13 protein-coding genes, 1 tRNA gene and 2 pseudogenes are annotated in these 15,146 nt (G+C 62.6%); 8 read left to right on the top strand and 8 right to left on the bottom strand.

Annotation, left to right across the window (positions count from 1 at the left end):
- Nucleotides 1-35: 35 nt before the first annotated feature.
- Nucleotides 36-920 carry a LysR family transcriptional regulator gene (locus tag AB5975_17205; GenBank protein XDR18400.1) on the bottom strand — a complete coding sequence of 295 codons (885 nt, stop codon included), beginning with the start codon at nt 918-920 and terminating at the stop codon, nt 36-38.
- 105 nt (nt 921-1,025) lie between these two features.
- On the opposite strand from AB5975_17205, the gene AB5975_17200 reads away from it, so the two are divergent.
- The 3 genes from AB5975_17200 to AB5975_17190 all read left to right on the top strand — a co-directional run bounded on the left by AB5975_17200 (nt 1,026) and on the right by AB5975_17190 (nt 4,927).
- A complete protein-coding gene (locus tag AB5975_17200) occupies nt 1,026-2,213 on the top strand; it encodes an MFS transporter (GenBank protein ID XDR18399.1) in 1,188 nt (395 codons plus the stop codon).
- Nucleotides 2,214-2,337: 124 nt separating this feature from the next.
- Nucleotides 2,338-2,718 carry a hypothetical protein gene (locus tag AB5975_17195; protein ID XDR18398.1) on the top strand — a complete coding sequence of 127 codons (381 nt, stop codon included), beginning with the start codon at nt 2,338-2,340 and terminating at the stop codon, nt 2,716-2,718.
- Nucleotides 2,719-2,794: 76 nt separating this feature from the next.
- A complete protein-coding gene (locus AB5975_17190) occupies nt 2,795-4,927 on the top strand; it encodes a TonB-dependent siderophore receptor (GenBank protein ID XDR18397.1) in 2,133 nt (710 codons plus the stop codon).
- 148 nt (nt 4,928-5,075) lie between these two features.
- Here AB5975_17190 and AB5975_17185 read toward each other — a convergent pair.
- Nucleotides 5,076-5,165 (bottom strand) — tRNA-Ser (locus AB5975_17185).
- A 198-nt stretch (nt 5,166-5,363) separates the two neighbouring features.
- Between AB5975_17185 and AB5975_17180 the strand changes: the two are divergent.
- The 3 genes and pseudogenes from AB5975_17180 to AB5975_17170 all read left to right on the top strand — a co-directional run bounded on the left by AB5975_17180 (nt 5,364) and on the right by AB5975_17170 (nt 7,917).
- A pseudogene (locus AB5975_17180) lies at nt 5,364-6,052 on the top strand (crotonase/enoyl-CoA hydratase family protein).
- Nucleotides 6,053-6,163: 111 nt separating this feature from the next.
- Nucleotides 6,164-6,877: a lysophospholipid acyltransferase family protein gene (locus AB5975_17175; GenBank protein XDR18396.1), complete on the top strand. Its 714-nt coding sequence runs from the start codon at nt 6,164-6,166 to the stop codon at nt 6,875-6,877.
- 68 nt (nt 6,878-6,945) lie between these two features.
- The gene (locus tag AB5975_17170) at nt 6,946-7,917 is read left to right on the top strand and encodes a magnesium and cobalt transport protein CorA (protein XDR18395.1); all 972 of its coding nucleotides are present in this window, start codon (nt 6,946-6,948) and stop codon (nt 7,915-7,917) included.
- 33 nt (nt 7,918-7,950) lie between these two features.
- Here the strand turns inward: AB5975_17170 and AB5975_17165 are convergent, their stop codons facing one another.
- Complete coding sequence (locus AB5975_17165; protein XDR18394.1) at nt 7,951-8,682, bottom strand: amidotransferase; 732 nt, start codon at nt 8,680-8,682, stop codon at nt 7,951-7,953.
- A gap of 528 nt (nt 8,683-9,210) precedes the next feature.
- Here AB5975_17165 and AB5975_17160 point away from each other — a divergent pair.
- Nucleotides 9,211-10,011: a cytochrome c gene (locus AB5975_17160; protein ID XDR18393.1), complete on the top strand. Its 801-nt coding sequence runs from the start codon at nt 9,211-9,213 to the stop codon at nt 10,009-10,011.
- Between the two features lie 54 nt (nt 10,012-10,065).
- Here AB5975_17160 and AB5975_17155 read toward each other — a convergent pair whose 3' ends face one another.
- The 4 genes and pseudogenes from AB5975_17155 to AB5975_17140 all read right to left on the bottom strand — a co-directional run bounded on the left by AB5975_17155 (nt 10,066) and on the right by AB5975_17140 (nt 13,349).
- On the bottom strand, nt 10,066-10,398 hold the full coding sequence (locus AB5975_17155; protein XDR18392.1) for a ribonuclease E inhibitor RraB: 333 nt from the start codon (nt 10,396-10,398) through the stop codon (nt 10,066-10,068).
- Nucleotides 10,399-10,574: 176 nt separating this feature from the next.
- On the bottom strand, nt 10,575-10,811 hold the full coding sequence (locus AB5975_17150; GenBank protein XDR18391.1) for a hypothetical protein: 237 nt from the start codon (nt 10,809-10,811) through the stop codon (nt 10,575-10,577).
- A gap of 124 nt (nt 10,812-10,935) precedes the next feature.
- A pseudogene (locus tag AB5975_17145) lies at nt 10,936-12,992 on the bottom strand (LTA synthase family protein).
- A 165-nt stretch (nt 12,993-13,157) separates the two neighbouring features.
- Nucleotides 13,158-13,349, bottom strand: coding sequence for a PLDc N-terminal domain-containing protein (locus tag AB5975_17140; GenBank protein XDR18390.1), 192 nt, complete (start codon nt 13,347-13,349; stop codon nt 13,158-13,160).
- A gap of 113 nt (nt 13,350-13,462) precedes the next feature.
- Here AB5975_17140 and AB5975_17135 point away from each other — a divergent pair, with 113 nt between their 5' ends.
- Nucleotides 13,463-14,413, top strand: coding sequence for a ZIP family metal transporter (locus tag AB5975_17135; protein ID XDR22986.1), 951 nt, complete (start codon nt 13,463-13,465; stop codon nt 14,411-14,413).
- A 149-nt stretch (nt 14,414-14,562) separates the two neighbouring features.
- On the opposite strand, the gene AB5975_17130 is transcribed toward AB5975_17135, so the two are convergent.
- Nucleotides 14,563-15,093, bottom strand: a complete 531-nt coding sequence (locus AB5975_17130; GenBank protein XDR18389.1) for a hypothetical protein — start codon at nt 15,091-15,093, stop codon at nt 14,563-14,565.
- Nucleotides 15,094-15,146 lie beyond the last annotated feature (53 nt).

Genomic DNA, 15,146 nt, shown 5'->3' with positions numbered 1-15,146 from the left:
GGTTTGCCTGTTCCGGCGAGAAAACCGGAACAGGTTCAACCATTCCCAGCACCCAGACGCTGTTCCATCACCTCCAGAAAAGCCCGAGCAGCAGGCGTCGGGCTGCAGGACCACACGGCATACAGGTGCCGCACCGGCGCATCCACCACCCGCGCCAGCGCCACACCTTCAAAGCCCTGGGCCACCCGCTCCGGCACCAAACCCACCGCCATGCCCCGCTGCACGAACTTCTCCACCAGGCGCACATGACCGATCTCGAACTGCACCCGACGCTGCAACCCCGCCGCCTGAAACGCCTCATCGGTCTGCCGTCGCGCTCCGGTGCCTTCAGGGAAGTCCACCAGCACTTCGCCCGCCAGGTCAGCCAGCGCCAGCTGCCCCCTGCCCGCCAGCCGATGCCGCAACGGCAACAACGCCACCAGTTCCTCCCTGGCCAGCAAACGGTGCTGCACGCCCTGCACCACCTCGCCCTGCCACAGGCCTATGAAGCCCACGTCCAGGCGCCGCTCGAGCACATCGGCGATCAGCAATTCACTCTTGGCCGTCAGCCAGCGTACATCCACGTCCGGGTAACGGTCGTGGAACACCGCCAACAGGTCGACCAGGTCCAGCGCGGTGAGCGAGCTGATTTCGCCAATCGCCAACCGCCCGCGTACCTGGCCGCAGGCCGCCGCCACGTCATCGGCAATGCGCCCAGCCGCTTCCACCGCCGGTCGGGCACTGAGCACAAAGGCCTCACCTGCCGGCGTCAGGCGTACCCGCCGCGAACTACGCTCGAACAGGCTCACGCCCAGCTGTGCCTCCAGCCGCGCCACCTGATGGCTGAGGGCCGACTGCACCACATGGCAACGCTCGGCCGCGCGGGTAAAACTGCCTGTGTCGGCCACGGCAAGGGCGTATTCGAGCTGCTTGAGGTTCATCGATCTATCTGCTTTCAAGATTGATAAGTTGAAAACTATACATTGGTGTCATGACACACACTTCCTGATAATCATCCCAACACTACCGCCCGCCACGAGAACCGCATGCACACCCCCACTCTCAGCCGCGCCCTGATCCTGCTGATGGCTACTGCCACCGGCCTGGCCGTGGCCAGCAACTACTACGCCCAACCGCTGCTGCACAGCATCGCCCAGCAGTTTGGCTTGAGCACCGCCAGCGCCGGCAGCATCGTGATTGCCGCGCAGCTCAGCTATGGCGCCGGCCTGTTGCTGCTGGCACCGCTGGGCGACCTGTTCGAGCAGCGCCGGCTGATCACCGTGATGACCGTTATTTCCACCCTGGGCCTGGTCATCAGCGCCTGTGCGCCAAGCCTGCCCTGGCTGATCCTTGGCACAGCGCTGACCGGGCTGTTCTCGGTGGTGGCGCAGATCCTCGTGCCGATGGCCGCGACCCTGAGCGAGCCGCATCAGCGAGGGCGCGCGGTCGGCACGCTGATGAGCGGCCTGCTGCTGGGCATTCTGCTGGCGCGTACCGCTGCCGGCTTCATGGCCGAGTTGGGCGGCTGGCGCAGCATCTACGTGCTGGCCGCCGTGCTGATGGCGATCACCGCCGTGGCGCTGTACCGCAGCCTGCCGCAACACCACAGCCATGCCGGGCTGAAGTACCCGGCGCTGATCGGCTCGGTGTTCCGCCTGTTTCTTGAAGAGCCGGTACTGCGCCTGCGCTCGTTGCTCGGCCTGCTGTCGTTCAGCCTGTTCGCGCTGTTCTGGACACCGCTGGCATTTTTGCTGGCTAAAGGCCCCTACCATTATTCGGATGCGGTTATCGGCCTGTTCGGCCTGGCCGGCGCAGCGGGTGCGTTGTCGGCCAATTGGGCCGGGCGCCTGGCCGACCGTGGCAAGGGCTCGCTGGGCACCACCGTCGGCCTGGTGGTGTTGCTGCTGGCGTGGCTGCCGCTGGGCTTCGCCGAGCAGTCGTTGCTGGCCTTGCTGCTGGGCGTGCTGATGCTCGACCTGGCGGTGCAACTGGTGCACGTGAGCAACCAGAATGCGGTGATCGCCCTGCGGCCCGAAGCGCGCACGCGGCTCAATGCCGGGTACATCACCTGCTACTTCATTGGCGGGGCACTGGGGTCGTTGCTGGGTACACAGTTGTTCCAGCGCCAAGGCTGGATGGGCATTGTGGTCGCAGGGTTGGTCATTGGCGGGCTGGCGTTGTTGGCGTGGGGGCTGGCCGAGCGCAAGCGCAAGAAAACCCTGCCACTGGCATGAAACGTTTCAATCAACCATGGCGACAAAGCACCGCACGACCCTCCGTCGCATGGCCGTTGACTTGCCTGCCTGGGCAGCGCTCAGTAGGCGCTGGAAAATGCCCTTTCCCTGACAGGACGACTTTATGACAAGACTCACGGTGCAATCCGGCGATTTCTTGCAAGGTGAAGGCGAGTATCGCAACGGATCGCTCACACTCAAGACTCCGCGCAGCCCCTCCCCCGGCGAGCGGATTTCCCTGGCCCGCATCAGCGACTTGCGGCTGGCCAGCCTGGAACCGAGCCGCAGCCTGGGCAGCGCCTTGGGCTGGGGCGTGGCCGGCGCCCTGGTGGCAGGGCCAGTGGGGCTGCTGGCCGGGCTGTGGCTGGGTGGCAAGGAAGAGGAAGCGACCTTCCTGGCCACCTTCAAGGATGGGCGAAAGCTCTTGGCCATCACCGATGGCAAGACCTGGTCGAAAATCGATGACAACTGGCGGCAGCACAAGCGGCCGACCGGTACAGGTTGAATTTCGCGGGGCCCCGATCGTTCTCTGTTGAAGGCGGCTGTTAAGATGCCGCCTTTTTCATGGTCGGAGCCCCCGCATGCCCTCGCGTCACCCCCGCCTGCCCCTGAGCCTGCTCAGCCTGGGCCTGGCCCTGCAGTGCCAAAATGTGCTTGCCGAAGACAGCGTGGTGCTGGCCCCACTGCAGGTCTCCGACACCTACGCCAATGACGGCTACCAGGCACGCCAGGCCGCTGTGAGCGGCTTCCAGCCTGCGCCGTTGCTCGATACACCGGCCTCTGTCAGCGTGTTCAGCCAGCCACTGCTGGAAGACCGCCAGGTGCGCATGCTCAGCGAGGTGCTGCAAAGCGACGCCTCGGTCGGCGAAAGCTATGCGCCCATCGGCTACTACGAGAACTTCAATGTACGCGGCTTCGAACTGAATGCCGCCAGCAGCTATCGCATCAATGGCCAGACCATCGCTGGCGAGCAGAACGTGGCCCTGGAGAACAAGCAACAGGTGGAGCTGCTCAAGGGCCTGTCCGGGCTGCAGAGCGGCGTTTCAGAACCGGGCGGCCTGATCAACTATGTGACCAAGCGCGCCGAAGAGGTACGCAGCCTTACGGTGTCGACCAACGAACAAGGCGAACGCTACCTGGCCACCGACCTGGGCGGTTGGTTCGGCAGCGAAAAGCAGTTCGGCCTGCGCGCCAACCTGGCCCACGAAGATATCCGCTCCTACGTCGACCACGCCGACGGCAAGCGCGACTTCGCTTCGTTGGCATTCGACTGGCAGATCAACCCAGATGCCACCCTGCAGCTGGATGCCGAGTACCAGCACCGCGAACAACGCTCGGTGCCGGGTTACCAACTGCTCGGCGGCACTGAAGTGCCCCATGGCATCGACCCGGATGATCGCTTGGCCTACCAGCACTGGGCAAAGCCTGTGCAAAGCGACTCGCTGAACCTTGCCGGGCGCTTCGAGTACCGTTTCGACGAGGCCTGGACCGGCACCTTGAGCGCCTCGCGCAGCAAGGTGGTGATCGACGACTACAGCGCGTTTGCCTGGGGCTCGAGCGAAGGCGCGTTTTTCGGCAGTAATGGTGACTATGACATCTACGACTTCCGCAGCCCCGACGACACCCGCCGCACCGACGAGGCGCAGGCCATGCTCAACGGGCGGTTCGATGCGCTAGGTGTGGGGCATGAGTTGACCATGGGTGCCAGCGCGCAGCGGCGCACACTGGATCAGCGGCCCAGCTATATGGAATGGGTAGGCACAGGCAACATCCATACCGGTGCGCCCGCCTTTGACCCCTCCGACAATCCCATCAAGTCTAGCGAGCGCCGCCTCGATAGCCGCCAGTACGGCCTGTTCATCAGCGACCGGATCAGCTTCAACGAACAATGGCAGACCGTGCTGGGCGCCCGAGAAGTGCGCCTGGATGAAAAGACCTGGGACGAAAACGGCCTTGCCGGGCGCCACACCCGTCAATACGAGCTGCTGCCCAGCGCCGCGATCATCTTCAAACCGCAGCCCAATACCACGGTATATGCCAGCTACGCCAAAGGCCTGTCAGCGGGCGGTACTGCCCCCTGGTTCGCCGAGAACACGTTCGAGATCCTTGCGCCGACAACCTCCCACCAGCTGGAACTGGGCCTCAAGCACGACTGGCAGGGCCTGAGTTTCAGTGCCGCGCTGTTCCAGATCCGCCAGGCTTACCAGTACGCGCGCCCTGACGGTGCCGGCCACTTCACTTACGTGCAGCAAGGCCAGCAAAAAAACACCGGCCTGGAACTGGGCGCCAGCGGCTGGGTGACCTCGAACTTGCAGTTGCAGGCCAGCGCAGCCGCCATTCGCGCACGGGTGCAGAACAGCGGTACCGAGGCTTATGAAGGGCACCAGGCGATCAACGTGCCAAAATTCCGAGCAGCGATGCACGCGGAATATTCGCTGCCGGTTCCGGGGCTGGCGCTGTTGGGCGGGGCGCGGTACAGCGCCAGCAAGTACGCGAGCCAGGCGGGGAATGTGGAGGTTGGCGGGTATACCGTGTTCGATCTCGGCAGCCGCTACCGTACCCGTATTGGTGGGTATGACACGGTGCTGCGGTTGACCGTGGATAACCTGTTCGACAAGCGCTATTGGCACGATGTGGGGGATTATCTGGGGGATAACTACCTGTTCCAGGGCGCGCCACGTACCGCCCGGCTTTCGGCTTCGGTCAGTTTCTAAGCTTTTGGGGCTGCTTTGCGGCCCACTCTGAAATTGACGCGATCCCTGTGGGAGCGGCCTTGTGTCGCGATGGGCTGCGCAGCAGCCCTAATGGCCCTGAAAACAAAAAGCCCCCGAGCTTTTCAGCGCGGGGGCTCTTCGTAGAATGTGGCGGTGAAGAAGGGATTTGAACCCTTGATACGATTTCTCGTATACACACTTTCCAGGCGTGCTCCTTCGACCACTCGGACACTTCACCGTTTCTCTTCAAGCCGTGCGGCCCGTCGAGGTGCGCTAATTTAGTGAAAGACATTCCCTTTGGCAAGCACTTTTTTCAAATTTTTCATGTATTTGCATTTGAGGCGCGGTGAACGCTGACCGACCAGTCAGCCTTGCTGCTTTACCTGGCCTCTGGCGCTGGGTAACGTCGTCGCCACGCCAACAAAAGGACTCTGCCATGAGCGAGCTGATTACCTACCACGCCGAAGACGGCATCGCCACCCTGACCCTCAACAACGGCAAGGTCAACGCCATCTCGCCGGACGTCATCACTGCCTTCAACGCAGCGCTGGACCGCGCCACCGAAGAGCGTGCGGTGGTGATCATCACCGGGCAGCCGGGCATTCTGTCAGGCGGTTACGACCTCAAGGTGATGACCAGCGGGCCGAAGAGGCCATCGGCCTGGTCACTGCCGGCTCCACCCTGGCCCGCCGCTTGCTGTCGCACCCGTTCCCAGTCGTGGTCGCCTGCCCAGGCAATGCCGTGGCCAAAGGTGCCTTCCTGCTGCTGTCAGCCGACTACCGCATTGGCGTGGAAGGCCCGTACAAGGTGTGCCTGAACGAAGTGCAGATCGGCATGACCATGCACCATGCTGGCATTGAACTGGCTCGCGACCGCCTGCGCCGCTCGGCCTTCCACCGCTCGGTGATCAATGCCGAAGTGTTTGACCCACAGGGTGCGGTGGATGCCGGCTTCCTCGACAAGGTCGTGCCGGCCGAGCAGTTGCAGGACGCGGCGTTGGCCGCCGCGCGGGAACTGAAGAAGCTGAACATGCTGGCGCACAAGAACACCAAGCTGAAAGTGCGCAAAGGGCTGCTGGAGGCGCTGGACAAGGCAATCGAGCTGGACCAGCACCATATGGGCTGACCGCACCGGCCCCTTTCGCGGGTAAACCCGCGAAAGGGGCATACGCCAAGGTTTGCCCCAGCCAGTGCACATCCGTACACTCCCCGGCGACTGTCTGGTGTGAGCCGTACCATGCTTTATTCATTGCGCATGCTTTTGCTGGCGCTGCATTTTCTTGCCGTTGGCGCCGTGGGCCTGCTCATTGGCCTGTGCCGCCCGTTCAACCCCGACAACAGCCGCCTGTTCGCCCACCTCTACAGCTTGCCGGCCACCTGGCTGATGCGCATCAAGGTCAAGGCTGAGGTCGGCCCGCTGTGGGACCAACCGCCCGGCTGTGTGATCGTTGCCAACCACCAGTCCAACTTCGACCTGTTCGTACTGGGCCAGGTGGTGCCGCAACGCACCGTGGCCATCGGCAAGAAAAGCCTGGGCTGGATCCCGCTGTTCGGCCAGCTGTTCTGGCTGGGCGGCAACGTGCTGATAGACCGCAAGAATGCCTACCAGGCACGCAAGGCCATGCAGAAAACCACCCGTGTTCTGCAGAACGACACCTCGATCTCGATTTTCCCCGAAGGCACCCGCAATGCCGGTGAGCGTTTGCTGGCGTTCAAGAAAGGCGCGTTTCACATGGCCATCGAGGCCGGTGTGCCGATCGTGCCGGTATGCGTCAGCCGCTATGCCGGGCGCCTGAGCCTGAACAGCTGGCACCCACGCACGGTGATCGTGCGCTCGCTGCCACCGATTGCCACGGCGGGCATGACCCTGCAGGACCTGCCGCAACTGATCGAGCAGTGTCGGGGGCAGATGCAGCAGTGCATTGACCGCATGGAAAACGAGCTGGCCTGATCCGGGTTGCTCTTGAGCCGGGTACAGACCAAGCTGTACCCGTGTTCAACCGGAATAAGCGGACAACCATGGGGCGAGTCGTGGCATCGGCGGTGTACAGCGCCGGCAGAAAGGTCACCAACATCAGCATCGACGAAGGCAGCGAGTGGGCCCGCAAGCCGGGGCATTTCGTGTGGATCGGCCTGGAAGAGCCCAACGCCGAGGAACTGGCCAACTTGCAGTGCCAGTTCAACCTGCACGAACTGGCCATCGAAGATGCCCTGGAAAAGCACAGCCGGCCCAAGCTTGAAACCTTCGGCGACGCGCTGTTCATCGTCACCTATTCGCCAGTGCGCCACGAGGGCAAGCTGGAGTTCATCGAAACCCATATCTTCGCTGGCAACGGCTATATCATCACCTGCCGCAACGGCCACTCCAAATCCTACGCCATGGTTCGCCAGCGCTGCGAGGCGCGGCCATTGCTGCTGGAGCATGGCGAAGACTTCGTGCTGTATGCCCTGCTCGACTTCGTGACCGAGAACTACCAGCCGGTCAGCGAGGCCATTCATGGCGAGATCGAAGAGCTGGAGCAAAGCGTGCTGGGTGGTTCGCTGCAAGAGGATGACATCCGTCGCCTGCACAGCCTGCGCCGCGATATCCTGCGCCTGCGCCGCTACGTGGCACCGATGGTGGAAGTGAGCGAAGAACTGCAGCGGCTGAACTTCCCATTCATCGACAAGAACATGCGCCCGTACTTCCGTGATGTGCAGATCCATGTGACGCGGCAGATGGAGGACCTGGCCGGCATCCGCGACATCGCCAGCCAGACCATCGAGATCGGCATGCTGCTGGAGTCGTCACGGCAGAGCATCGTGCAGCGCAAGTTCGCAGCCTGGGCGGCGATCCTGGCGTTCCCCACGGCCATTGCCGGGGTTTACGGAATGAACTTCCAGAATATGCCGGAGCTGAGCTGGCACTATGGGTACTTTGCGGTGCTAGGGGTGATAGCGGCGGGGTGCACAGGGTTGTATGCCAGTTTCAAGAAGTCGGGCTGGCTTTGAAATTGTCGGGGCCGCGTCGCGGCCCCTTTGCCATCATGCAGCGGTATCTTTGCTCGCCGGCTGCTGGATAAAGCGCAGCATCCACTCCCCCACCAGGTCGCCCTGGTGCTCGGTGGCCAGGCTGGCCACAGCCTTGTGGTACACCTCGTCACCCAGGTAGTCCTGGCGCGCATCGAGCAGCGCGCGGGAGTAGTCATGCACGAACTCCGGGTGGCCCTGGAAGCACAGCACCTGGTCGCGAATGTGGTACGCCGCGTTCGGGCAGAAATCGCTGGAGGCAATCACCGTCGCGCCTTCCGGCAGCTCGGTCACCTGGTCCTGGTGGCTGATCAGCAAGGTCAGCTCCGACACCTCCGGGTCCATCCACGGCGCATGCGCCGCCAGCGAGTAGCGATGGATGCCCACGCCCCAGCCTTTCTCGGCCCGCTCGGCCTTGCCACCCAGGGTCAAGGCCAGCAATTGATGGCCAAAACACACACCCAGCAGCTTCTCACCGCGCTCGTACAACTTGAGCAGGTAGGCCTTGAGGGTTTGGATCCACGGGTCGGTTCCGAACGAATCGGCTTTGCTGCCCGTCACAAGGTAGGCATCGAACACTTCGTTGTCGGCGGGGTAGTCGCCGTTCATCACGTTATACACACGGAATTCGGCGGCGATCGGCTGACGCGAGAAGAGCTGCTCGAACATCCTGCCGTAGCCCTGATACTGCGCGGTCAACTCCGGTCGCAGGACATCGGTTTCAAGGATGCAGACGCGTAACGACATAGGGGTAGTCCTGAACGACATGGGTGGGAATCTGCTGTAGAGACTGACGCGAAAGGCACGTACAAGCAAGTAGGCTGCACTGACGAACGGTCACATTTCGTCGGTGCGCCGCTGGCACTTGCGCCACCGTCTAGCCAGAGCATGCCAGCCAGCTGGCACATGGCCTCATAGCAAAACGAAATCATTGAATCTGGCCATTAGAACAAAGGGTTCTCAAACATGGATGACGCACACCCTACTGTTGGTTGTATATCCACGTTCAAGAGGCAAGCAGTTCAGGCGCCACACAACGCTACTGCGATCGACCCGAAACGCGACAAGGAAGCCAACGGGTATTCAGGAATAACAACAAGAAGGCGGTCCGCCATGTTCAGACAATCGAAACTTCGCCAAGCTGGGCTTATTCTCTTCGCCACGACTTTGCTGCTGATCCTGCCGAACCTCACACGTTTGTTCGGCTGAGTGCAGCGGTGGCGGCAATGGCCAGCGCACAGGTAACCTGCTGACCTCGATGGTCGGAGATTGCCCATGCGCCACTGCCTTGCCCTGTTAGCGTTGCTCCTGAGCCTGCCACTGTCGGCGGCGCAACTGCACCTTGAACTGGGCGTCACTACGCGCCAGTGGAGCAGCGCCGAACTGCTTGACCACCCGCAAGCCCGGGATATCAGTATCGAGCAGGACGTTTCCTACAAACGCCCCATGCGCTACCGGGCAGTGCCGCTGGCCACACTGTTGGAGGGCGTGAACGCCAGCGATCACCTGCAGGCCGTGGCGCTGGATGGGTTTGCCGCCGAGATGCCCGCCGCACCACTGCTGCAGCAAGGGCCGGCACAGGCCTGGCTGGCCGTGGAAGACCCCGGCAAGCCGTGGCCGCCACTGGGCCAGGGCAAGCCAAGCGCGGGGCCGTTCTACCTGGTGTGGACTGCACCGGAGGCCAGCGGCATCCGGCCGGAACAGTGGCCGTTTCAGGTGTCCACTCTGCGCAAACTGGCCCCGGTGGAACAGCGTTTTCCCGCATTGCTGCCCGACCCGAAGCTGCCAGCCGACAACCCTGTGCGTCAGGGCTTTGCGTTGTTTCAGCAGAACTGCCTGGCATGCCACCGGCTGAACGGCGCGGGGGACGCGCAGGTGGGGCCGGATTTGAATGTGCCGCACAACCCGACCGAGTATTTTCAACCCGCCTATCTACGCAAGTTGATACGTGACCCGCAGAGCCTGCGACGGTGGCCGCAGGCGAAAATGCCTGGGTTTGCCGAGAGTGTTTTGAGCGAGCAGGAGTTGGATGCGCTGTTGGCCTATTTGGGGCATATGGCTGGGCGCAGGCCCTGAAGGCGGTGCGTGCTTCTTCGCAGGCAAGCCCGCGAAGAAGGCAACACAATACGTTCAGGCAATGGGCCGCTCTTGCTTGACGCCCCAACCTTCCACCTCTCCCCCATAAGGTGTCACCAGCTGCTCGAATGCCTCTTCGAAGTCACCGATCCCACCATGGGTGGCGTACATGACCTTGCTCAGTTCCAGGTGCCAGGCACCGTCACCCAGTTCCTTCACCTGGGCATTGAGCGATTCCCCGCGAAACTGCCCAGCCGCACGGCGGGCCCCTGTTTCATCCGGGAAAACGGCGTAGAACTCGATGGGGTGGACCTGGGTGAAGTCGAAACCGCCTGCTTTCATCTGGCGCAGGACGTTGCTGCTGATATCGTCGTTCTGGCTGCTCATGAATCGTCCTCCTGAATAAAGCAATGGATAGACTTTCCGTGCACTACGCACCTGCCGGCAGCGGCCGGGCAGTTCGAGCTGATGCAAGACGCGAATTGATGCAGTGCCCACCCACAGATCAGGCAAGCACCTTCCACCAGCGTAGTGCCTGCAAGAGCACCACGCAAACGTGTGGCTCAGAGCGCTTCGTGGATGCTGGTGATGGTCACGCCGCTATGCTCCTTGAGCCAGCGGGCGGTCGGGGAAATGGTGCGGTCCTGGAAGTCGTTGAGGTCCAGCTCGTCCATCACCGGAAACAGGTGCGAACGAATGGCCCGCGCGGCGTCCTCTTCGCTGGGACAGTGCTCGGCCCGCAGCGTCATGGTGGACGGTTCGCCTTTCTGATCGGCAAAGATGACTTCCCACTCTTTCATTGAACGCGCCCTCTCAATTCAAGAACACCAGTTGGGTGATGCCTGAATAAGTGACCTTGGGGCTGAAGGAATGTTCAGTCCGCTTTAACCGCGAATGGGCCGCATAGCGGCCCGGTTTACGGCCTTACTTAGGTGTGCCGTGCACGACACCGGCGGTGTTATCCAGCAGGCTCTTGGTCGCGGTCTGGATATACGCTTCCAGCTTCTTGAGCATTTCCGGCTGGTCTGGGCTTTCGATCAACTCGGCCTTGAACTCGCTGCCCAGCTGGTAGCGGTACATGCGCGGGGACATGTCCTTGGACTCGATCAGGATGCGGTCGCCCTGCACCAGGCCGACGATCTGTTCGCTGCCAGACGGTTTGATCATGCCAACGCCCTGGTCGCCCTCAGGCAGGTTGAGCAGGTCACGGCCCCAGCACTGATGACGGGTCTGGCCGCCCAGGCGGCCCATGATGGTCGGCACAATGTCGACCTGGGTACCCACCGTGTGGTTGACCGCACCAAACTTCTCCTGAATGCCCGGGGCAATCAGCAGCAGCGGTACGTTGAACCGGCCAAGGTCCAGCTCGGTGACCTGCTGGTGGTTGCCAAAGCCATGGTCGCCGACGATGACGAACAGGGTGTCCTTGAAGTAAGGCTCTTTACGCGCCTTCTCGAAGAACTGGCCCAGCGCCCAGTCCGAATAGCGCATGGCGGTCAAGTGCTCGTCCAGGCGGCCCTGGCCAGTCACCTTCTCTACCGGCAGGTCTTTGGGCAGCGCATAGGGCGTGTGGTTGGACAGCGTCTGCAGCAGCGCGTAGATCGGCTTCTTGCCGTCGTGCTTGGCCAGCTCCTCGTTGCCGCGGTCGAACATGTCCTGGTCAGACACACCCCAGGTCGGGTCGGAGAACACCGGGTTCACGAAGTCGTTACGGCCGATGAAGGTGGTCATGCCCTGGTTACCGAAGAAACCGGACTGGTTGTCCCAGGCAAAGTCGCCGTTGTAGACGTACACGTCGTCGTAATCACGGGCGCTGAGCAAGGCCGGCAGGCCAGACAGCTTGTGGCCGCCTTCCGGGGTCTGCATCAGGTATTCGAAACCTGGCAGGTTGGGGAAGCAGGCCATGGTGGCGAACATGCCCTGGTGGGTATGGGTGCCATTGGAGAAGAAACGGTCGAACAGCAGGCCCTCTTTGGCCAGCTTGTCGAAGTACGGGGTAATGTTGTTGGGGCTGCCCAGCGCGCCTACCGAGTGGCCGGCGAAGCTTTCCATCAGGATCACCACCACATTCTTGATCGGCAGGGTGCGCTCAGCCGGCGGCACGAAGTCGCGGCGGATGGCTGCCTCGTCGGCATCGACCAAGGTGTCGTTGGCGGTCAGCAGCTGCTCGCGCACGCTTTGCGTGGCCAGGTTCTGCTCCAGCACCGGCTTCCAGATATTGGCGCGGTCCTCGCCGAAGCGGCTCTTGGCAGCGTCGATCAGGGTCAGGGTGCCGTTCAGGCCCAGCTGGTTGACGAAGTTGGAGTCGGTGGTGAAGGCATCCCCCAGCGCATCGGTGGGCCCTGGCGCAGGGTGCCACGGGCAGCGACCACGGCCACCAGCAAAATCACCATGAACACCGCCACACGCTTGTACCACGGCGCCACGCGCTGCAGGCCATCGCCACGGGTCGCGCGGTCGATACCTTTGAACAGCAGGCTCAGCAGCCAAGTGCCGAAGGCCCAGGCCAGCAGGTAGCGCACCACCGGGAAACCGTACCAGAGCATGCTCATGACGGTTTTCGGGTCTTCCTTGATGTACTGGAACACCAGGCCGTTCAGGCGCTGGTGGAACTCGCGGTAGAAGTCCATTTCCATCAGGCCGAGGAACATCACCACGCTCGAGGCGAGGGTCAGCCAGAAACGGAACACGCCGCGCCGCGCCATGGCCCAAGGGCTGAGGATGGCCAGCAGCAGCGGAATGCTGATGTACACCACCACCCGCAGGTCGAAGCGCAAGCCGTTGACGAAGCCTTCGGCGACGGTCGAATAAGGGGTCTCGCCGATCATGTCGCTGTTGTAGACCAGCAGCGCCAGGCGCACGAGGCTGAGCATCAGCATGATCACCAGGCCGCTGAGCAGCGTGTAGGCCAGGTGGGATTTCAGGGTCGGCGAAAGCGACGTTCGCGCGCCCTGTTGCTTCAAGGCGTCCGTGTTAGCCATGAATGGGAAGGTCCTAGGATTGCGGTTTGCGAAGAGGCGGTGGCGCTAGACCAACGCAGCATTGTGCGGGTGCGGATTCTGTTTAAACCAATGTGAAAATTTTGTCACGGCCCCATTACCGCTTATGTCTGTTTCACCGCACCCGCAGCGAGCAACTCACATGGCTCAGATCCGCACATTCCCCCGCGGCCCGGCAATCGCCCAGATCACCAGCCCTACCACCGGCAGCAGGGCAATGAGCAGTATCCACAACACCTTGATGCCCACCTCGCTGCCACTCTTGATCACATTGAGGATGGCCCAGATGTCCAGCGCCAGAATGATCAGCCCGATCAGGCTGTTGAATGTAGACCCCATGCCTAAACTCCTGTCCAGAGGCTTTGCTGCACAGCATAGTCAGCTATCGCGCCAATAGAAGGGAATCCTTGGCGATTGGCGCAGGTCCCTGAGTAGACTGCCAGTATTCATTGATTCGAGGTTCGCATGCCCCCGCCCATAGCCAAAGCGCCGCTCCATCCTCACTGCTGCACGCCTGGCGCCAGCAGGTTACCAGTACCCCTTGGCTCAGCGCCGGCCTGGGGCTGAGCCTGCTGGCCGTGTGCGTGCTGCTGGCCGCCAGCTTCTGGAACGCAGTGAACGGCGACCATGCCGACAACCTGCACCTGGCCGTACTGGGCGGGCTGTCCGGTTTTGGCGCCACCGCGCTGGGCGCGGTGCTGGCGGTGGTGCTGCGCGATGTCAGCGCGCGTACCCAGGACGTGATGCTGGGCTTTGCCGCCGGCATGATGCTGGCCGCCAGCTCGTTTTCGTTGATTCTGCCGGGCCTGGACGCTGCCCGCGAGATCACCGGCAACGGCCCGGCTGCGGCGTTTACCGTCGTGTTGGGCATGGGCCTGGGGGTGCTGCTGATGCTGGGCCTGGACCGTTTCACCCCACATGAACACGAAAGCACCGGCCCGTGCGGCCCCGAAGCCGAGCGCATCAGCCGAGTCTGGTTGTTCGTGCTGGCGATTACCCTGCATAACCTGCCTGAAGGCATGGCGATTGGCGTGAGCTTTGCCAACGGCGATATGAACATCGGCCTGCCGCTGACCAGCGCCATTGCCATCCAGGACATCCCCGAGGGGCTGGCCGTGGCGTTGGCCTTGCGTGCCACGGGCCTGTCGAACCTGAAGGCCGCGCTGGTGGCGATAGGGTCGGGGCTGATGGAGCCGCTGGGGGCGGTGATCGGGCTGGGGATCTCGACCGGCTTTGCCCTCGCCTACCCCATCAGCATGGGGCTGGCGGCGGGGGCCATGATCTTTGTGGTAAGCCACGAGGTGATTCCCGAAACCCACCGCAACGGGCACCAGACAGCAGCGACCCTGGGGTTGATGGGTGGGTTTGCGGTGATGATGTTCCTGGATACCGCATTAGGCTGAGGCTAAACACCGGCCTGTAGGAGCGGCCTTGCGTCGCGATGGGGCGCGAAGCGGCCCCAGCATTTTCAGCTTCGCCGCATAAAATGCCGGGGCCGCTTCGCGGCCCTTTCGCGACACAAGGCCGCTCCTACAAGGAACCGCGCCAGGCTTTAGATGTGTACGGCGACTTTCAGGGCTTCCAAGGCCGGCTCGACCTTGATGCCCAGCTCTGCTCCCAGCTTCAGCACCCGCGCCAGGTCGTTCTGCCCCACCATCACCATCTGCAGTTCGTCGTCCAGCAGTTGGCTGAAGTTCAGCAGCACATAACCACCGGCCTCCTTGTTCAGCGCGCCCATCTGCACCTGGATGCGATTGAGCGCGGTCAGTGGCTCGGTACGGGCCAGCTGCTTGGGCTTGAGGGTAAACGGCACGCTGTTGTCGAACGAATCGCTGATCTGCTGGAACAGGTCCTGATAGCTGTCGGCCTGGAACACCACGGTGTCCGGCAGGCTGCCCAGCACCACCCATTCGCCCAGCGGGATCGGGAAGCTGTCGTCGTAATTGATATCAGGGTTGGCGGCCAGGAAGGCGACAGGGTCGGCGTAGGCCTCGGCGGCCTCGGCGGCGATGCGCTCGATGTCTGCCTCGCGCATGCAGCCGGCGCCAATGAGGCTGATGAATTCGAGCAACTGAGTTTTCATGAAAGGGGGCCTGCGACGGGTGAAAAGTCGCCAAGGATAGCCGCAAATGCCCC

The sequence above is a fragment of the Pseudomonas putida genome, assembly GCA_041071465.1.
Taxonomy (GTDB): Bacteria; Pseudomonadota; Gammaproteobacteria; order Pseudomonadales; family Pseudomonadaceae; genus Aquipseudomonas; species Aquipseudomonas putida_P.
Note: the sequence above shows the minus strand (reverse complement) of the source record. Positions and strands in the feature narration are given on the sequence as shown.

Coding starts and splice junctions, on each gene's coding strand:
- AB5975_17205 (XDR18400.1), bottom strand. CDS start 920: ATGAACCTCAAGCAGCTCGAATACGCCCTTGCCGTGGCCGACACAGGC.
- AB5975_17200 (XDR18399.1), top strand. CDS start 1,026: ATGCACACCCCCACTCTCAGCCGCGCCCTGATCCTGCTGATGGCTACT.
- AB5975_17195 (XDR18398.1), top strand. CDS start 2,338: ATGACAAGACTCACGGTGCAATCCGGCGATTTCTTGCAAGGTGAAGGC.
- AB5975_17190 (XDR18397.1), top strand. CDS start 2,795: ATGCCCTCGCGTCACCCCCGCCTGCCCCTGAGCCTGCTCAGCCTGGGC.
- AB5975_17175 (XDR18396.1), top strand. CDS start 6,164: ATGCTTTATTCATTGCGCATGCTTTTGCTGGCGCTGCATTTTCTTGCC.
- AB5975_17170 (XDR18395.1), top strand. CDS start 6,946: ATGGGGCGAGTCGTGGCATCGGCGGTGTACAGCGCCGGCAGAAAGGTC.
- AB5975_17165 (XDR18394.1), bottom strand. CDS start 8,682: ATGTCGTTACGCGTCTGCATCCTTGAAACCGATGTCCTGCGACCGGAG.
- AB5975_17160 (XDR18393.1), top strand. CDS start 9,211: ATGCGCCACTGCCTTGCCCTGTTAGCGTTGCTCCTGAGCCTGCCACTG.
- AB5975_17155 (XDR18392.1), bottom strand. CDS start 10,398: ATGAGCAGCCAGAACGACGATATCAGCAGCAACGTCCTGCGCCAGATG.
- AB5975_17150 (XDR18391.1), bottom strand. CDS start 10,811: ATGAAAGAGTGGGAAGTCATCTTTGCCGATCAGAAAGGCGAACCGTCC.
- AB5975_17140 (XDR18390.1), bottom strand. CDS start 13,349: ATGGGGTCTACATTCAACAGCCTGATCGGGCTGATCATTCTGGCGCTG.
- AB5975_17130 (XDR18389.1), bottom strand. CDS start 15,093: ATGAAAACTCAGTTGCTCGAATTCATCAGCCTCATTGGCGCCGGCTGC.